The sequence below is a fragment of the Lysinibacillus mangiferihumi genome (assembly GCF_003049665.1).
Lineage (GTDB): Bacteria > Bacillota > Bacilli > Bacillales_A > Planococcaceae > Lysinibacillus > Lysinibacillus mangiferihumi.
In genome coordinates, this window is the sequence record NZ_PYWM01000006.1 from 1 (window position 1) to 18,992 (window position 18,992).

Genomic DNA, 18,992 nt, shown 5'->3' on the forward strand with positions numbered 1-18,992 from the left:
CGCCGCCAGCGTTCGTCCTGAGCCAGGATCAAACTCTCCATAAAAGAAATTTGATTAGCTCAAATTGTTTTGCTGGCATCAATTTTGATGTCCAAAATTTTGTTTCGTTCACTAACGAAGTTAGCTAATAAAAACTATATTGATTACGTTTTGCTTGTTCAGTTTTCAAGGTTCATTTTGTTTCGTTTAGTGCGTCACCTCTTGGCGACTCATTTATAATATCAAGATTCATAAACTATGTCAACACTTTATCTAAAAAAATTAAAATAGTTTTTCATTACATGCATTTACTCTAGTACAACAACGGAGTAATAAGGCAATCACAACTCTTTTATGACTGCCTTATTAGTTCTTTATTTACTCTATTCATTTGTGATTATTCGTGAAATATAAAACGTACGATTTTTTCCTAAATCAAAAATTTCACCTGTAATACTTAATTTAATAATAGGACGTGTAGGTGCATATCTATTAACGAACATTACTTCACCACGTTCTAGATTAGAAAGTTCAATAATTGTTCCAATTGGTAAGTCTGCCACTAAGTCAATCAACGCTCTTACTACTTTAATATCAAATTTTCCAAACTCAGACTCATTAATCATTTCTATTACTTTAAATGAGGATTGTTTGGAGCGATAAACACGCTCACATGTCATAGCATGAAAAACATCGGCAACTGCAATAATCTGCGCAAAAACCGATATGTTTGCGATTTTCTCACCTTTAGGATATCCGCTTCCGTTTAAGCGCTCATGATGCTGAAAAATGGCTTCTTTAATTGTATCTTTTAAGATTGTTAAATCCTTTACCATGTTATAACTATATATAGGATGTTTATGAATCTCTGAAAATTCTTGTTCAGTTAATGTAGTTTTTTTATCTCGAATACGTGGGTGAATTTTAGCCATACCGCAATCTGCTAGTAGACCGCCAATTGCAATTTGAATAGTTAACCCTTTATCGTAACCTAATTTTTGAGCGATTACAGAAGAAATCAGTGCTGTTCCTACACAATGGTGGTATAAATAATCTTTTGGATTCGAATATTCGTTTAAGTTAAAAATAATTGTACGATCTTCTAAGACCATATCCAATAATGGCAAGATGATCGAACGTGCTTTTGTAATATCTACCTTCGCACCAGCTTCCCAATTTTTAAACTCTTTCTTAAATTGTTCAACAGAATTACTATAAACTCTTTTAAACGTTGGAACAGCTTCTGGTTGGAAAGCAAAATCTATTTCTTTTTCAGTTTCTACTGAAACTTCTTTTAAATTATCTTTGTATACAGGAGCTCTTGAAATATTAAATGCGCTAAAAACTTGTAAATGCTCATGTGATACTACTGTATCTTTAAAAATTATTGGATATTGTGTATTAGCAAAAATATCTTCAGAAATAACTTTTCCAATACGTAATTCTGAAATTGGGACATGTACCGTTTCCACGAAATTAAACACCTCTTTACTATTTCACTTACTTGAACTAAGGTCTATTTATATAGTATCACGAATTTCTAAATTATTACTTATTTTTCACGATATATAATAAAAACCGATGAGCAGCAACAAACGCTGTCTTCATCGGTTATTTTTTATTCTTCTATTTCCTCATTTTCATCAGTGGCCTCTTCGTCTTCTTTTTCAACTTTTGCAACAGTTGCAACAAGTTCGTCATCCCCTAAACGAATTAAACGAACACCTTGAGTACTACGGCCAATTAATGAAATATCATTGACATCCATACGTATCAGCATACCGTTGATTGTAATAAGCATTAAATCTTCAGAACCATCAACAGTTTTAACAGCCACCATAGGACCATTTTTATCGGTAATTTGAATTGTTTTTAAACCAACGCCACCACGACTTTGTAAACGATACTCCTCTTCAGTTGTACGCTTACCATAGCCTTTTTCAGTAACGACTAAAATTTCTTGTCCAGGTTCGACGATTTCCATACCAACTACTTCATCGCCTTCTCGTAGCTTAATACCACGTACCCCACCTGCTGTACGTCCCATTGAACGGATATCATCCTCTTGGAAACGAACAAGCATACCGTCACGCGTTCCGATAATAACTTGCTTCATACCATCCGTTAAACGAACAGCAATTAAATCATCATCTTCTCGTAAACTAATAGCAATTAAGCCATTCGTACGGATATTTGCAAATTGAGATACAGGTGTACGCTTTGAAATACCTGTTTTCGTTGTAAAGATAAAGTAAGCATCCTTGTCAAATGAATCAACACGAATCATTGCCGTGACTTTCTCACCTTTATCGATATTCAGTAAGTTAACGATTGGTAAACCTTTCGCCGTGCGACCGTACTCCGGAATTTCGTAACCTTTAGCACGGAATACTTTCCCCTTAGACGTGAAGAATAAAATAGTATCGTGCGTAGATGTATTCATAAGGTGCTCGACGAAGTCATCCTCATTAGTTCCCATTCCTTGTACACCACGACCACCGCGCTTTTGACTGCGATATGTATTGGCAGCTAAGCGCTTAATATAACCATTATGCGTTAACGTAACAACTGAATTTTCTACAGGAATTAAATCCTCATCCTCAATCATTTCCATACCGCCAGATGTAATCTCTGTACGACGAGCATCATTGAAGCGCTCTTTCAGTTCTAATATTTCAGTGCGAATAATCTCAACAATTTTAGCTTCATCGGCTAAGATTGCTTTTAATTCAGCAATTAACACTTGTAACTCTTGATATTCTGCTTCAATTTTTTCTCGTTCTAAGCCACTTAAACGTACTAAACGCATATCTAAAATTGCTTGCGCTTGACGTTCAGATAAATTAAACCGTTCCATTAATTGCGGTTTAGCTTCCTCACCACTACGAGAACCGCGGATAATCGCAATAATTTCATCAATATGATCTAGGGCAATTCGTAAGCCCTCTAAAATATGAGCACGGTCTTCTGCTTTCTTTAAATCGAATTCAGTACGGCGGCGAATGATGACTTTTTGATGCTCTAAATAATGATACAGCATCTCTTTAATGCCCATTACTTTCGGTTGACCATTTACTAATGACAGCATATTAACACCAAAGCTTGATTGCATCGCTGTTTGCTTATAAAGATTATTTAACACGACATTTGCATTGGCATCTTTTCGTATTTCAATAACTACACGCATACCACGGCGGTCAGATTCATCACGTAAATTGGTAATGCCATCAATTTTCTTATCACGTACTAGCTCAGCAATCTTTTCAATTAATTTTGCCTTATTTACTTGGTAAGGTAATTCATGAATAAGAATTGTTTCTTTACCGTTTGACTTTTGTTCGATTTCTACTTTAGCTCGAATAATAATGGAACCACGGCCTGTTTCATAGGCACGGCGAATACCACTGCGTCCTAAAATCAATCCACCAGTTGGGAAATCCGGTCCTGGAATAATTTCCATCAATTCTTCCGTAGTAATTGCAGGATTTTCAGATAGTGCTAACACTCCATCAATCGTTTCCCCTAGATTATGTGGAGGAATGTTTGTTGCCATACCAACCGCAATTCCTGCCGCTCCATTTACTAATAAGTTTGGATAGCGACTTGGTAAAACAATCGGTTCTTTTTCAGAGCCATCATAGTTACCAGTATAGTCAATTGTGTTTTTATTAATATCTCGAAGCATTTCCATTGCAATACGAGACATACGCGATTCTGTATAACGCATCGCAGCTGCTCCGTCGCCATCAACAGAACCAAAGTTTCCGTGACCATCAACAAGCATGTAACGATAACTAAAATCCTGTGCCATACGTACCATGGCATCGTAAATTGAAGAGTCACCATGTGGATGGTACTTACCCATTACATCCCCAACGATACGTGCTGATTTTTTGTACGCTTTATCTGCTGTATTTCCTAACTCTTGCATGCCGTATAAAATACGACGATGAACTGGCTTTAATCCATCGCGTACATCTGGCAATGCACGCGAAACGATTACACTCATTGCATAATCGAGGAAGGATGTTTCGATTTCTTCTGTTATATTAACTCCTTTAACACCGGAGCGTTCTTGTTCTGACAAAGTGTAGACCTCCCCTCAAGAAAAATTAAATATCTAAATTAGCGTATACCGCATTTTCTTCAATAAATTGACGACGAGGTTCTACTTCATCGCCCATTAAGCGTTCGAAAGCTTCGTTCGCTTTAATTGCATCATCTAATTCCACTTGTAATAATGTGCGGTGCTCTGGATCCATTGTTGTATCCCACAGTTGCTCCGCATTCATTTCGCCAAGACCTTTGTAGCGTTGAACTACAGGCTTAGGCATGTTTGGCAATCGCTCTAAAATCTCTTGTAGCGCAATATCATCATAGCAATATTCAACATGCTTCCCTTGCTTCACTTGATAAAGTGGTGGCTGTGCAATATAAATATAACCAGCATCTATTAGAGGTCGTAAGAAACGGAAGAAGAATGTTAACAATAACGTACGGATGTGTGCTCCATCTACGTCGGCGTCCGTCATAATAATAATTTTATGATAACGTGCTTTTTCTAAATTAAATTCTTCCCCAATACCAGTACCGAAGGCTGTAATCATTGCTCGAATTTCAGCATTGGATAAGATTTTATCTAATCGTGCTTTTTCCACGTTTAAAATTTTACCACGTAAAGGTAAAATTGCTTGGAAGTGACGGTCACGGCCAGATTTCGCCGAACCACCGGCAGAGTCACCCTCTACAATGTAAATTTCACAGTCAGCTGGGTTTGTAGAAGAACAGTCAGCAAGTTTACCAGGTAAGCTTGATACTTCAAGTGCTGATTTGCGGCGTGTAAATTCGCGCGCCTTTTTCGCTGCCACACGTGCCCGAGCTGCCATTAAACCTTTATCGATAATTTTTCGCGCTACAGTTGGATTTTCTAACATGAAACGTTCAAAACCATCTGAAAATAACGCATTCGTAATTTGGCTTACTTCGGAGTTACCAAGCTTTGTTTTCGTTTGTCCCTCAAATTGAGGATCAGGGTGCTTAATAGATATAATCGCCGTTAACCCTTCGCGAACATCTTCACCTGTAAGGTTCGTATCAGCTTCTTTTAATAAGCCATTTTTACGCGCGTAATCATTGATAACACGCGTAAGTGCTGTTTTAAAGCCTGACTCATGTGTACCACCTTCATACGTATTGATGTTATTTGCGAACGAGAAAATATTCGATGAAAAACCAGCATTATATTGCATGGCGATTTCAATAGAAATACCGTCCTTTTCGCCAAGAACATCAATTGGCTCATGGATAGGCTCTTTAGACTTGTTCAAGTGCTCTACATAAGAACGAATACCACCTTCATAATGATATGTAGTGGAACGTATCTCATCTTCACGCTCATCTGCAATTGTAATTCGAATACCGCGATTCAAATAGGCTAATTCGCGAATACGATGTGCTAAAATATCGAATTCATATTCTGTTGTTTCTTTGAAAATTTCAGGATCTGCTTTGAAACGAGTAGTTGTTCCGTTATGATCTGTTTCGCCAATAACAGTTAACGCTTGTTTCGTTTGACCACGTTCAAACTTAATTTCGTGGATTTGTCCCTCGCGATGAACTTGAACAATTGTCTCAACTGACAAAGCATTTACTACTGATGCCCCTACACCATGAAGACCGCCTGATACTTTATAGCCCCCACCGCCGAATTTACCACCGGCATGGAGCACTGTCATAATGACTTCGACAGCTGGTTTACCCATCTTTTCTTGAATACTGACAGGAATTCCTCGACCATTATCTTCTACACGAATCCAATTGTCTTTTTCAATCGTAACTGAGATATCAGTACAAAAACCTGCAAGTGCTTCATCTATACTATTATCAACAATTTCCCATACTAAATGGTGAAGTCCTTTAGAGCTTGTTGAACCGATATACATCCCCGGTCTTTTTCGAACCGCTTCTAAACCTTCTAATACCTGTATTTGATCGGCTTCATACGCTTGATCTTGTAAACCTTCGTTTTCTATAGCCACGGCTTCCATCTACTCCTTCATAACATCATTGTGTGTAAATGAATGAACAGTCAACCGAGCTGACTATTACCATTCTTTTATAATCTAAAAAACTCCCTGGCTAACTTTCTTCAATCGCACCTTGTTTCACGTGGAACAGCTGAGCATGTTCCATCGTCTCATGATGAATTCCATCAACACTTGTAGTCGTTACAAAGGTTTGGACTTCACCTTGAATGGTATTTAATAAATGCGATTGGCGATAATCATCGAGTTCCGACAATACATCGTCTAAAAGTAGAATGGGTGTTTCATTTGTTTCTTGTTTAATTAACTCAATTTCGGCGAGCTTTAATGACAGAGCAGTTGTTCGTTGCTGCCCTTGAGAGCCATATGTTTGCACATCATAGCCATTTACTAAAAATTGTAAATCATCTCGATGTGGTCCAACCATCGTGACACCACGCTCAAATTCACGATTCTTTGCCTCTACTAACTTTTTAAGTAATAGATCTTCCATTTCACTAGCAGTCTGTCCTTTATCAATACCTGCTACAGTGCGGTATTTAATCATTAAAGTTTCCTTACCTTGTGAAATTCCTGCATGAATCGGCTCTGCCCACTCTTGTAATAAATCCATAAATTGAAATCTTTTTCGAATAATTTGGGTAGCTGCGTGAATATACTGCTCATTATAAACATCATACATCACGTCGTTTGTCATTATCTTACCCTGATTCATTTTCAAATAATGATTGCGTTGTTTTAAAATCTTTTGAAAGGTTAATAAATCATGTAAGTAGACGGGCGAAATTTGCCCAATCTCCATATCAATAAAACGTCGTCGTATTTGCGGGCTCCCTTTAACAACATTTAAATCTTCTGGCGCAAACATAACCACATTCATTTGACCAATATAATGACTAAGACGACTTTGTTCAATATGATTAATTTTACCCTTTTTGCCCTTTTTCGTAATGGTAAGCTCTATTGGTAAAATACCGTGCCTTTTTTGAACGGCCCCTTCTATTTTACCATAGTCTGAATCCCAACGTATCAATTCTTTATCGTTCGTCGTGCGATGTGATTTAGCCATCGCTAATACGTAGATGGATTCCATCACATTCGTTTTCCCTTGGGCATTTTCACCAATAAATACATTTATTTTTGGAGAGAATTTTAACGTTAACGCATCATAGTTGCGGTAATTTGTAAGTTTTAACTGCTCAATATGCATAATTTATTGTCCAGTGGGCCCAACAATTCGGAACCGGCCACATCCAGGAATATTTACAACATCTCCGTTACGTAATTTGCGACCACGGCGATCATCTACCTCGCCATTTACGTAAACATCATTTTCGTGTAAAAACCATTTTGCCATACCGCCTGAGCTAATGGCATCAGTCATTTTTAAAAGTTGCCCTAACGTGACAAACTCTACATCGATTTCAATGTCTTTCATAGCTGTGTTACCCTCCAAATACAGAATGTCTATCTCTCTATCATACCTAAAAATGCTTCATAAGTAAAAAAAGATAGCCGCAACGAGCGACTATCCCAAAGTTTATCAAAGCAAGTGAACATAACTTAAAACCCAATTTATTCTATATAATACAATCGTTGGAAATTAGATGATTAATATGTGCGAACTGGTAAAATTAGTTGCAGAATTGCATCATCATGAACAGAGCGTAAAATAAATGGTCTCATCGCACCAGTAAATTGAATAACCACATCTTGACCATCAATTGCTTTCAATGCTTCCATCATGTATTTAGCGCTAAAGGAAATTTTTAAGTTATCCCCTTCTAATGCTTCCACAGGTATTTCTTCTTGTACTTTACCTATCTCTGGAGAATTCGATGAAACTTCAACCGCTTGACTATCTAAAATTTCGAAGCGCACGACATTATTACGATCTCCTCGTGCGACAAGTGATGCACGATCAATTGCTTGTAATAAAGCTTTACCGTTAATTGTTACATTTGTTTGATATTCTTCTGGAATTAAACGTGATGTATCTGGGTAGTTCCCTTCAAGTAAACGAGAGAAGAATAATACATCTCCTGTTTTAAATAATACTTGCTGACTTGTAATAACAATTTGGACAAGATTTGTAGAATCTTCTAACACCTTATTTAACTCATTTAAACTTTTACCAGGAATAACTACACTATGTTCAACTTCAGGTAAATCTTCTAACTGTACTTTACGTCTTGCTAAACGGTGGCTATCTGTTGCAACACAGATTAATGTTTCGTTTTTAATCTGCCAGTTTACACCTGTCAACACGGGTCTGCTTTCAGAAGTCGCCACTGCGAATACTGTTTCACGGATAATTGATTTTAGTAAGTCTGCAGGAATAGTAAATTTTTGATCCTCCGTTAATTCGGGTAATAAAGGATATTCAGCAGCATCAGAGCCAATTAAATGGAATTCTGATTTTCCAGAACGAATATGCGTTTGGAAACCTGTCGTTACTTGAATTTCAACCTCGTTTGTCGGCAATTTACGCACAATTTCATTGAACATACGTGCTTGTACAACGATTGAACCCGTTTCCGCAATGTGAATAATTTGTTGCCCATCTTCTTCTACTGGGATAAATGTTTGAATTGTAATATCTGCATCACTACCAGTTAGACGAATTCCTTCGTTTGTTACATCAATTTTAATCCCCGTTAATATCGGAATTGTTGTTTTAGAACTTACGGCTTTCATGACATCATTTAAACCTTCTAGTAAACGGTCACGTAAAATATCAAATTTCATTTGTTTTCCCTCACATATTTATATTATTTATTTATTAAATATAAAAAGATATAGTAATAGGTCCTGTGGATTTGTGGATAAGTGCTTCTAGGTGAATAAAATCAGTCTATCCACATGTAGATAGACTGTGTATAAGTTTGTGTTTAAAAATTAGAGTTGTCCACAAGTTTATTTCCCTAGCATGCTACGAATTTGTTTAATATCTTGTTGCAGTTGAACGTCATTTTTCAACAAAGAAGATATTTTTTCATGCGCATGGATAACAGTAGTATGATCACGACCACCAAACTCTTCGCCAATTTTCGGCAGCGAGAAATCTGTTAATTCGCGTGATAAAAACATCGCAACTTGTCGAGGAAAGGCGATTAGTTTTGTTCGCTTTTTAGCTGAAAAATCTTCTAAACGAATATTAAAGTGCTCTCCTACGGCATTTTGAATGTCTAAAATTGTCACAGTTCTAGGTTTTGCATTAGGAATGATATCTTTTAATGCTTCAGCAGCTAATGTAGCTGTAATATCCTTGTTCACTAACGAAGAGTAAGCTACGACACGAATAAGCGCACCTTCAAGCTCCCGGATATTGGAGTCAATCTGGTTCGCGATATAGAGCATGACTTCGTTTGGTACATCCAAACCGTCCGCTTTTGCTTTTTTTCGTAGAATAGCGATACGCGTTTCTAAATCTGGAGGTGCTATATCTGTAATTAGCCCCCACTCAAATCGAGATCGTAAGCGATCCTCTAAAGTAGGTATTTCCTTAGGTGGACGGTCACTTGATATGACAATTTGTTTTGATTCCTCGTGCAATGTGTTAAAAGTATGGAAAAATTCTTCTTGAGTCGATTCTTTTCCAGCAAGGAATTGAATATCATCAATTAGCAGCACATCTACATTACGGTATTTGTTGCGAAAATCGAGTGCTTTATTATCGCGAATAGAGTTAATAAATTCATTTGTAAACTTTTCTGATGATAAGTACACGACTTTTGCGTTTGGATTATGCTCTAACACATAATGGCCAATTGCGTGCATTAAATGCGTTTTGCCAAGCCCTACGCCCCCATATATAAAGAATGGGTTATAAGCCTTTGCAGGGGCTTCAGCAACAGCTAACGATGCAGCATGTGCGAAGCGGTTTCCAGAGCCAATAACAAACGTATCAAATGTATATTTCGGATTTAACATCCCTGGTGAAATATCATGATGGTCGTTATTTTTTGCTTGGATAATCGGCGCTGGTAAGTCAAAATCGTCCGAATCCTGGTTTTTTTGAACAACAAATTTAATAAGCAAGTCTTCGCCTGTTAGCTCCGTTAATATACCTGTAATCAAATGAATATAATGATTTTCAAGCCAGTCTCGAGCAAACGAATTTGGCGCCGCTATAGTCACGGTCGAACCACTTCCATTGTAAGAAAGTAATTTAGTAGACTTTAGCCACGTTTCGAAGCTTGGTTTAGAAATTTTTTGTTCAACTTGAGCCAGGACATTATTCCATAATTCTTCTAAATGTTCCAAGCTGCTATTCTCCTTTACAGTTCAATACATATACAGCAATAAAAAAATAGAGTGCATTTATGTGATAAGTAAATACGTTCATTTTACGACTAATCCACAAAATCACAAGTTGTGGATAATACTTAACCAAAGGCTGTGATAAAAATTATCCACAGCATATCAACAGTTGTGGATAAAAGATTAGTTCGTTTGAGTTTTCAACAAAGTGAAGCACAGTAATCGTATCAGAAAAACAAAGCTATTTCAATAGTTTATGAAACTTATCCACATAACTTTGATTTACTCACTTTCAAGTTGTCCACAAGCACTGCTTATGTGAAAAAGCTGTAGATAACAGTTGTGGATAAAAAATAATGCAAAAAATACTATACACAAGTCTGTGTAAAAAAAACAAGTATTCTGTGGATAATTTAAAAGAGAGAAAAGGTAAACATAGAATTGGCGATTTGGAAAGAAATTTATAAAATACATTGACAAAATAGCTAATTACTTTATATAATATGCAGGTCTGTATGTTGAAAAATTCAACTTTCATTCAGGAGGTGTCTATATACAATGAAACGTACTTACCAACCAAAGAAACGTAAGCACAGCAAAGTTCACGGTTTCCGCGCACGTATGAGCACGAAAAACGGTCGCAAAGTTCTTGCTGCTCGTCGTCGTAAAGGAAGAAAAGTTTTATCAGCATAAAATAAGTCCACTGAGCCACATCAGTGGTCTTTTTTTTCTTTATTTTTTGAAGCCGTTAAGGATCAAAAGAATAATTCAGTAGCAGGTGAAAGTAATGAAAAAACGCCAACGAGTGAAAAAGAATGAGGATTTTCAAAAGGTGTTTAAAAAGGGGAAATCTTTCGCGAATCGTCAGTTTGTCGTTTATTTTTTGCCGAAAGAGGGACAAACAGAATTTCGTGTAGGGTTATCTGTTAGTAAGAAGCTTGGGAATGCGGTAACACGCAACCAAATTAAACGTTATATTCGACAAAGTATTCATGAGTTAAAAGATGAATTAAAGACGAATATGGACTATGTTATTATCGCCAGACATCCGGCGGCCACTATGGATTTTCATGAAGTGAAACAAAGTTTGCAGCATGTACTACGAATTGCTAGAGTATTGAAGAAATCGTAAGACATTCAGCAACCAAAGTGGCGATAAAGTACACTTTTAAAAGGTTCTACAATAACTTATGTAAATGTAGATAGTCCCTTTACTGCATGAGCACATTTTAATTGGCATATTTAGTAGAGTGAAAGCTAATTTGCATGATAAAATAACTGATAACTTTATTCAGTTGAAAAAATAAAATTGAATAGAGACAATGCATATAGATTTTAGAAAAGTGAATAGTATTTGTAGGGGGAAGACGGTTGAAAAAACAACTTTGGGTAATTTTGTCGCTAGTATCAGTAGCATTACTACTATCTGGGTGTACAGAATTTAACGAACCAATATCCAAAGATAGCCAAGGCTTCTGGAATGAATTCATTGTTTGGCCGTTAGTATCAGCGATAAAATATTTTGCTGATTTACTTGGTACGTATGCATGGGGGATTATTGCAGTAACAATTATTATTCGTTTAGCAATTCTTCCATTGATGATTAAACAGACAAAGAGCTCGAAAAAAATGCAAGAAATTCAGCCAAAATTGAAGGAATTGCAGAAGAAGTATGCTTCTAAGGATGCACAAACACAGAAACAGTATCAGCAAGAAATGATGAAGCTGATGAGTGAGTCAGGTGTAAACCCAGTTGCTGGATGTTTACCAGTAATCATTCAAATGCCAATTTTATATGGTTTTTATCACGCAATTAGTCGAATGAACGCTACAGCTGCTTTTGATTTAGGAAATTTCTTTATCTTCCCATTAGCAGATCCTGCGCCAGCTTTAGCAATAATCGCTGGTATTATGCAATTTTTCGTATTACGTACGGGCCCAGCAATGGACAACCCTCAGATGAAAATTATGATTTACATTATGCCATTCATGATTATCGGTTTTGGTATGGCATTACCAGCTGCATTATCACTTTATTGGGTAATCGGGAACATTATCTCGATTCTTCAAAACCTGTATATTTATAAACCTTGGCAAAACAACAAAACACAACCTGCTCAAAATGGAGGGGCTAAAAAGTGAAACAACTTACGCAAATAGGCGCAACAACACAAGAAGCGATCTCATTGGCGTTACAGAAACTTGGCAAAACCCGTGAACAAGTAGATGTTGAAGTTTTACAAAAAGGTAAAAAAGGATTTTTAGGTTTTGGAGCACGTTCTGCAGAAGTGCGTGTGACTGTAAAAGAAATACAAGCTCGTCCAACTACAGAAATAGTAAAAGTAGCTGAGCAAGACGAAACGGCTAAAGAACAATTGAATGAGCAAAAAGTAGTGGATGACGTTGCAAAATTAAGTTCACAAGTTTCGGAACAACCAATGGACATCGAAGCTGTTCAACAAGCCATTAAAGAGGAAGAAGATAACACTGTAAATCCAATTGAAGAAGCAAAAGCTTATATAGTAAGTATAGCGGAGCAATTGGGAATTCAAGATCTCGACATTGAAACGGCCCGTGAAGGTAAATATGTGCTGTTTCAATTGAAAAGTGAGAAGGCTGCACTACTTATAGGGAAACGCGGTCAAACGTTAAATTCTTTACAACAATTAACACAACTCGTTTTAAATAAAACCGCTAAACAGTTCTTAATGGTGAAATTAGACGTAGAAAACTATCGTGAACGTCGACAACAAGCCTTAGAGCAACTGGCGGATCGTATGGCTGACAAGGCACTTCGGTTAAATCAACGTGTGGCATTTGAACCGATGCAATCATACGAAAGAAAAATTATTCATAATCAATTAGCGAATCGTCTGGATATAGAAACATATTCAGAAGGCACAGAACCAAACCGCTATTTAGTTATTGAACCAGTAAAGAACGCATAGACTTTCTTTACGTAAAGGCATACAGACATATGCTAAAAAACCGGTCATTTTATCGTTATGATAAGGTGACCGGTTTTTACTGTCTGAAAAACAGGAAGATTATGAAGCAGTGCGACAAGTCGTAATATGTCGGATATTGAACGTTTAAAGTGAAAATGATGAGGGATAAGTAAATTTTTATTTATCCACAAATGGAAATGATCCTTACTTTAGATTTTATCGAAAATATGTTAGTCTAAGATGTTAGAAAGTGTTGATCGGTTTTATTTATCCACATGTGGATAACGTTAAGGAGGTAATAAAATGGAGTTCGATACAATTGCTGCGATATCCACACCGATGGGTGAAGGAGCTATTGCCATAGTTCGCTTAAGTGGTGATGAAGCAGTAGCTATTGCAGATAAGATTTTTAAATCGCCTGGTGGAAAAAGTTTAAAGAAGCAGGCTTCACATACAATTCATTATGGACACTTAGTCGATCCTAAAACAAATGAGGTAGTAGAAGAAGTAATGCTATCGTTAATGCGAGGACCAAAAACGTTCACGCGTGAGGATGTAATAGAGATCAACTGCCATGGAGGACTCGTTTCAGTTAATCGCGTATTAAAATTAGCATTAACAAATGGGGCAAGATTGGCAGAGCCAGGTGAATTTACAAAACGTGCGTTTTTAAATGGGCGTATTGATTTATCACAGGCAGAAGCGGTGATGGATTTAATTCGAGCGAAGACAGATCGTGCGATGAATGTTGCACTTGGTCAAATGGATGGGAAATTATCTCGCCTTATCGGAGATTTGCGCCAAGCATTGCTAGAGACTTTAGCGCAAGTAGAGGTTAATATAGATTATCCAGAGTATGATGATGTAGAAGAAATGACAGTGCCCGTATTACTTGAAAAATGTACATGGGTACGCAATGAAATCATTAAACTTTTACAAACATCCTCTCAGGGCAAAATTTTACGTGAAGGCTTATCGACTGTTATTTTAGGGCGACCAAATGTAGGGAAATCTTCACTTTTAAATAGTTTAGTGCAAGAAAATAAAGCAATTGTGACAGATATTGCAGGTACAACTCGTGATATTATAGAAGAGTACGTAAATGTACGTGGGGTACCACTTCGTTTAGTCGATACAGCCGGCATTCGTGAAACAGAAGATATTGTGGAGCGAATTGGCGTTGAACGTTCTCGTGAGGCGTTACGTGGCGCAGACTTAATTTTATTCGTACTAAATTATGCGGATGAATTAACGATTGAGGATGAACGTCTATTTGAAACAATTGAGGCGATGGATTATATCGTCATTGTCAATAAAACCGATTTACCGCAAAAAATTGATTTAGCCCGTGTAAAAGCATTAGCAGGTAGTCATCGTATTGTGACAACTTCTCTTTTACAAGAAGAGGGAATAGCAGAGTTAGAGGAAGCAATAGCTGCATTATTCTTCGAGGGTCAAATTGAAGCGGGCGATTTAACATATGTATCGAATGCACGTCATATTGCATTACTCCATCAAGCCCAAGCGACGGTAGAGGACGCACTAGCTGCAGCACAGGCTGGTGTACCTGTTGATATGGTGCAAATAGATGTAACAAGAACTTGGGAGATACTTGGTGAAATTATTGGAGATACGGTGCAAGAAAGCCTTATCAATCAACTATTTTCACAGTTCTGTTTAGGGAAATAATTCTACTAGAGAAGGGAAGATACGAGCATGCCAACACAATATGAGGCAGGCACGTTTGATGTGATTGTTATAGGGGCAGGACATGCAGGTTCAGAAGCTGCATATGCTGCTGCTAAAATGGGTGCCAACACGCTCATGCTAACAATCAACTTAGATATGATTGCATTTATGCCATGTAACCCATCGATCGGTGGCCCTGCAAAAGGGATTGTCGTTCGTGAAATTGACGCACTAGGTGGGTTAATGGGGAAAGTTATAGATAAAACGCATATTCAAATGCGTATGTTAAATACAGGAAAAGGTCCAGCTGTTCGTGCATTACGCGCCCAAGCGGACAAAGTACTCTACCAACACGAAATGAAACGTGTGTTAGAAGAAAATGAAAATTTAACAATTCACCAAGCAATGGTAGAAGAGCTTATTATAGAAGATGGCGAAGTAAAAGGTGTAATTACACAAATTGGCGCAATTTATCGTGCCAAGACAGTAGTTGTAACAACCGGTACATTCCTACGTGGTGAAATTATTATTGGGGACATGAAATATTCAAGCGGTCCTAATAACCAACAGCCTTCCATTCGCTTAGCGGATAATTTAAAAGAATTAGGTTTTGACCTTGTACGCTTTAAAACAGGTACACCACCTCGTGTAAATAGCCGTACAATTGATTATTCAAAAACGGAAATACAACCAGGAGATGATGTACCACGTGCATTTAGCTTTGAAACAACTGAATTTATCATGGACCAACTGCCATGTTGGCTAACATATACAAGCCCTCAAACACATGAAATTATTGAGGCAAATTTACATCTTTCACCGATGTACTCAGGTATGATTAAAGGAACAGGCCCGCGCTATTGTCCTTCAATCGAAGATAAAGTCGTACGATTTAATGATAAGCCACGCCACCAAATTTTCTTAGAACCAGAAGGTCGCAATACAAGAGAAGTGTACGTCCAAGGTTTATCGACAAGCTTACCTGAACATGTGCAACATCGTTTGTTAAAATCCATTCCAGGATTAGAACAAGCTGAAATGATGCGTGCAGGTTACGCAATCGAATACGATGCTATCGTTCCAACACAATTATGGCCAACATTGGAAACAAAACGCATTAAAGGTTTATATACAGCCGGTCAAATTAACGGAACATCTGGCTATGAAGAAGCAGCTGCTCAAGGTTTGATGGCGGGTATGAACGCTGCTGCCAATGTCCTTGGTAAAGAAGAACTGATTTTAAGTAGATCAGAAGCTTACATCGGTGTATTAATCGACGATTTAGTAACAAAAGGTACAAATGAGCCCTATCGTCTCCTAACATCTCGTGCTGAATATCGTTTACTACTTCGTCATGACAATGCCGATTTACGTTTAGTTGAACGTGCATATAAAATGGGCATGATATCACAGCAACGTTATGAACAATTCATGGAGAAAAAAGCGTTAATTGAAAATGAAATTGCACGCCTTCGTGAAGTAATCATTAAACCAAATGAAACAACACAAGCTGCCATTCGCTCTGTAGGTGGTAGTGAACTGAAAGATGGTATACGTGGTGCCGATTTATTAAAACGTACGGAAATGCATTATGATTTAGTGTCTTCGTTAATACCAGCTGAAATTGAATTTTCTGATGAAGTGAAAGAACAAATTGAAATTCAGCTAAAATATGAAGGTTATATTGAAAAAGCATTGCAACAAGTTGAAAAGCTTCATAAAATGGAAAATAAAAAAATTCCAGAGAACATTGATTATGATGCCATTTCAGGTCTTGCAACAGAAGCACGACAAAAATTAAAACAAGTAATTCCGCTTTCCATTGCACAGGCGTCTCGAATTTCAGGGGTAAACCCTGCAGATATTTCGATTCTACTTGTTTACATTGAACAAGGGAAAATCGCACGTGTAAGTGGCGAATAATAGCGCAACAACAAAGTGAATAAGAGGCGGGCATACCATTGTGCCCGCTTCCTATTTTTAAGGCTATGTTATCCTTCAACGTTTTGTTATTTGCGTCCAAACAAATATTGAGCCATTTTTTAAAGGAGACCTTACATGAACGAACAACAATTTATTGAGGCATTGAAGGACAAGGGGATTGAACTTTCTGACAAGCAACTAGCACAGTTCAAAAAGTATTTTGAACTGCTTGTCGAGTGGAATGAAAAGATGAACCTAACAGCAATCACAGATTGTGAAGGTGTCTATCTAAAACATTTCTATGATTCTATTAGTGCCTCATTTTATTTTGATTTTACACAGGTAACAACCGTTTGTGATGTAGGAGCTGGAGCTGGTTTCCCTAGTATTCCAATTAAAATCTGCTTCCCACATTTACAAGTAACAATTGTAGATTCTTTAAATAAACGCATTACATTTTTAAATCATTTAAGTGAAGAATTACAGTTAGATCATATGCATTTTGTCCATGCCCGTGCAGAGGAATTTGGTCAAAATATCAAATATCGTGAACAATTTGATGTTGTAACAGCCCGTGCAGTAGCTCGCTTGTCTGTACTATCAGAATTATGTGTACCACTAGCAAAACAGGGTGGTTACTTTGTTGCGTTAAAGGCTGCGGCAGGTCCAGAAGAATTAAAAGATGCCAAAAAAGCATTGGTCACTTTAGGTGTTACATTAAAAGAAGAATATTCTTTTACTTTACCTGTTGAAGAAAGTGAACGTACTTTATATGTTTTTGATAAAATAAAAGGAACGCCAAAAAAATATCCGCGTAAGCCTGGTGTACCAAATAAAACACCTATTCAATAATTAGTGTTTCATGTGAAACTTCTCAAACTGGAAAAATATTTTCTCTAGTTTGAGCATACATACTAGTTATGGATGGTTCACGCAAATGACATCTATGAACTATATACATTTTAGGAAATATAATAAATAATAATAGAATGAGACAGAGCAAGATAGTTACTTAAAGGTGGTGCCACTTGGATGAAAAGTCCTTTTTCACGTTTTTTTGGAGGCGGAAATAAAGCAGAGCCTATTGTGGAAAATGAAGTAGAACAAGCAGAGGCGGTTCGTACAACAGAAGAGGTCATTAAGCTTCCAATCGATCAAATTGTACCAAACCGTTTTCAGCCACGTACTATTTTTGATGACGAAAAAATTGAAGAATTATCTAGAACCATTCATACCCATGGTGTGATTCAACCAATTGTTGTACGTAGCACAGCAAACAATCAATATGAAATCATCGCCGGTGAGCGTCGTTACCGCGCAATGAAAAAGCTGCAATGGACAGAAGTTCCTGCGATTGTACGGAATTTAACGGATAAGGAAACAGCATCAATTGCATTAATTGAAAACCTTCAACGTGAAGAGTTAACGGCAATTGAAGAGGCAGTGGCCTACCAAAAATTATTAGAGCTTCATGAGCTAACACAAGAAGCTCTTGCCCAACGACTAGGAAAAGGACAATCCACGGTAGCCAATAAATTACGTCTATTAAAGCTTCCTGAAGAAGTGCAGCAAGCTATATTAAAGCGTCAAATTTCTGAAAGACATGCACGTGCACTAATTGCTATTAAAGATCAAACATTACAATTAGAGGTTTTGTATCAAGCGATTGAGCATGATTGGAATGTTCGCCAATTAGAAGAGCACATCCATGCATTGTTGCATCCAGAAGCGGTGGATCAAGAAGAAGCGATTCCTAAAAAAGTGAAGCCGAAAAGAAAAGCAATAAGTAAAGATGTTCGTATAGCCTTAAATACGATTAAACAATCACTATCAATGGTGACGAAAAGTGGTATAACGGTTAAGACAGAAGAAGAAGACACAGAAGAATACTATCAAATTACAGTGAAAATACCTAAAAAGAAGAAATCTTAATTTATTTTAATTATATTAAAAAAGTAATTTGTGCGGTTTTATATGTGGAATACAGGGGAGGATCTTAGAAATAAATCTAAGATGCCTCCTTTTTTGTATATATTCTTAATATTTTATACAACTCTGTTGAGTTTTTTTGATAGAATGATAAGTAAGATAACGGTATTGAACAATGATTTTACAAATGGATTTGTCAAAGCAAACTTTGATAGAT

15 protein-coding genes are annotated in these 18,992 nt (G+C 37.0%); 8 read left to right on the plus strand and 7 right to left on the minus strand.

Translation table 11 applies throughout. The features are described 5' to 3' along the window. Positions 1–362: 362 nt before the first annotated feature. The 7 genes from C9J37_RS07530 to dnaA form a co-directional block, all read right to left on the minus strand. Positions 363–1,451 carry an HD-GYP domain-containing protein gene (locus C9J37_RS07530; RefSeq protein ID WP_024364622.1) on the minus strand — a complete coding sequence of 363 codons (1,089 nt, stop codon included), beginning with the start codon at positions 1,449–1,451 and terminating at the stop codon, positions 363–365. 146 nt (positions 1,452–1,597) lie between these two features. After that, positions 1,598–4,066, minus strand: a complete 2,469-nt coding sequence (gene gyrA, locus C9J37_RS07535; RefSeq protein WP_107894889.1) for a DNA gyrase subunit A — start codon at positions 4,064–4,066, stop codon at positions 1,598–1,600. 25 nt (positions 4,067–4,091) lie between these two features. Next, the gene (gene gyrB / locus C9J37_RS07540; protein ID WP_107894890.1) at positions 4,092–6,026 is read right to left on the minus strand and encodes a DNA topoisomerase (ATP-hydrolyzing) subunit B; all 1,935 of its coding nucleotides are present in this window, start codon (positions 6,024–6,026) and stop codon (positions 4,092–4,094) included. A 91-nt stretch (positions 6,027–6,117) separates the two neighbouring features. Beyond that, a complete protein-coding gene (gene recF, locus C9J37_RS07545; RefSeq protein WP_024364625.1) occupies positions 6,118–7,233 on the minus strand; it encodes a DNA replication/repair protein RecF in 1,116 nt (371 codons plus the stop codon). Between the two features lie 3 nt (positions 7,234–7,236). Next, positions 7,237–7,461 (minus strand): S4 domain-containing protein YaaA, encoded by a 225-nt coding sequence (gene yaaA, locus C9J37_RS07550; RefSeq protein WP_024364626.1) that lies wholly within the window; start codon positions 7,459–7,461, stop codon positions 7,237–7,239. A 173-nt stretch (positions 7,462–7,634) separates the two neighbouring features. Next, positions 7,635–8,771, minus strand: a complete 1,137-nt coding sequence (gene dnaN / locus C9J37_RS07555; RefSeq protein WP_024364627.1) for a DNA polymerase III subunit beta — start codon at positions 8,769–8,771, stop codon at positions 7,635–7,637. 168 nt (positions 8,772–8,939) lie between these two features. After that, a complete protein-coding gene (dnaA, locus tag C9J37_RS07560) occupies positions 8,940–10,289 on the minus strand; it encodes a chromosomal replication initiator protein DnaA (protein ID WP_107894891.1) in 1,350 nt (449 codons plus the stop codon). 555 nt (positions 10,290–10,844) lie between these two features. Between dnaA and rpmH the strand changes: the two genes are divergently transcribed. The 8 genes from rpmH (at position 10,845) to noc (ending at position 18,778) form a co-directional block, all read left to right on the plus strand. Then, positions 10,845–10,979 (plus strand): 50S ribosomal protein L34, encoded by a 135-nt coding sequence (gene rpmH, locus C9J37_RS07565; protein WP_004233310.1) that lies wholly within the window; start codon positions 10,845–10,847, stop codon positions 10,977–10,979. A 94-nt stretch (positions 10,980–11,073) separates the two neighbouring features. Then, a complete protein-coding gene (rnpA, locus tag C9J37_RS07570) occupies positions 11,074–11,418 on the plus strand; it encodes a ribonuclease P protein component (RefSeq protein ID WP_024364629.1) in 345 nt (114 codons plus the stop codon). A gap of 239 nt (positions 11,419–11,657) precedes the next feature. After that, on the plus strand, positions 11,658–12,428 hold the full coding sequence (yidC, locus tag C9J37_RS07575; RefSeq protein WP_107894892.1) for a membrane protein insertase YidC: 771 nt from the start codon (positions 11,658–11,660) through the stop codon (positions 12,426–12,428). After that, positions 12,425–13,234, plus strand: a complete 810-nt coding sequence (gene jag / locus C9J37_RS07580) for an RNA-binding cell elongation regulator Jag/EloR (RefSeq protein WP_107894893.1) — start codon at positions 12,425–12,427, stop codon at positions 13,232–13,234. The genes yidC and jag overlap by 4 nt, the downstream gene beginning before the upstream one ends. A gap of 303 nt (positions 13,235–13,537) precedes the next feature. Beyond that, positions 13,538–14,923: a tRNA uridine-5-carboxymethylaminomethyl(34) synthesis GTPase MnmE gene (gene mnmE, locus C9J37_RS07585; RefSeq protein ID WP_107894894.1), complete on the plus strand. Its 1,386-nt coding sequence runs from the start codon at positions 13,538–13,540 to the stop codon at positions 14,921–14,923. A gap of 27 nt (positions 14,924–14,950) precedes the next feature. After that, positions 14,951–16,846: a tRNA uridine-5-carboxymethylaminomethyl(34) synthesis enzyme MnmG gene (gene mnmG / locus C9J37_RS07590; RefSeq protein WP_107894895.1), complete on the plus strand. Its 1,896-nt coding sequence runs from the start codon at positions 14,951–14,953 to the stop codon at positions 16,844–16,846. Positions 16,847–16,981: 135 nt separating this feature from the next. Next, on the plus strand, positions 16,982–17,698 hold the full coding sequence (rsmG, locus tag C9J37_RS07595) for a 16S rRNA (guanine(527)-N(7))-methyltransferase RsmG (protein ID WP_107894896.1): 717 nt from the start codon (positions 16,982–16,984) through the stop codon (positions 17,696–17,698). A gap of 180 nt (positions 17,699–17,878) precedes the next feature. Beyond that, the gene (gene noc / locus C9J37_RS07600; RefSeq protein ID WP_107894897.1) at positions 17,879–18,778 is read left to right on the plus strand and encodes a nucleoid occlusion protein; all 900 of its coding nucleotides are present in this window, start codon (positions 17,879–17,881) and stop codon (positions 18,776–18,778) included. Positions 18,779–18,992: the final 214 nt, after the last annotated feature.

Excerpts from the sequence above, each read along its gene's own strand:
- gyrB (WP_107894890.1), bottom strand. The coding sequence starts at position 6,026 with ATGGAAGCCGTGGCTATAGAAAACGAAGGTTTACAAGATCAAGCGTAT.
- recF (WP_024364625.1), bottom strand. The coding sequence starts at position 7,233 with ATGCATATTGAGCAGTTAAAACTTACAAATTACCGCAACTATGATGCG.
- yaaA (WP_024364626.1), bottom strand. The coding sequence starts at position 7,461 with ATGAAAGACATTGAAATCGATGTAGAGTTTGTCACGTTAGGGCAACTT.
- dnaN (WP_024364627.1), bottom strand. The coding sequence starts at position 8,771 with ATGAAATTTGATATTTTACGTGACCGTTTACTAGAAGGTTTAAATGAT.
- rpmH (WP_004233310.1), top strand. The coding sequence starts at position 10,845 with ATGAAACGTACTTACCAACCAAAGAAACGTAAGCACAGCAAAGTTCAC.
- rnpA (WP_024364629.1), top strand. The coding sequence starts at position 11,074 with ATGAAAAAACGCCAACGAGTGAAAAAGAATGAGGATTTTCAAAAGGTG.
- mnmE (WP_107894894.1), top strand. The coding sequence starts at position 13,538 with ATGGAGTTCGATACAATTGCTGCGATATCCACACCGATGGGTGAAGGA.
- mnmG (WP_107894895.1), top strand. The coding sequence starts at position 14,951 with ATGCCAACACAATATGAGGCAGGCACGTTTGATGTGATTGTTATAGGG.
- rsmG (WP_107894896.1), top strand. The coding sequence starts at position 16,982 with ATGAACGAACAACAATTTATTGAGGCATTGAAGGACAAGGGGATTGAA.
- noc (WP_107894897.1), top strand. The coding sequence starts at position 17,879 with ATGAAAAGTCCTTTTTCACGTTTTTTTGGAGGCGGAAATAAAGCAGAG.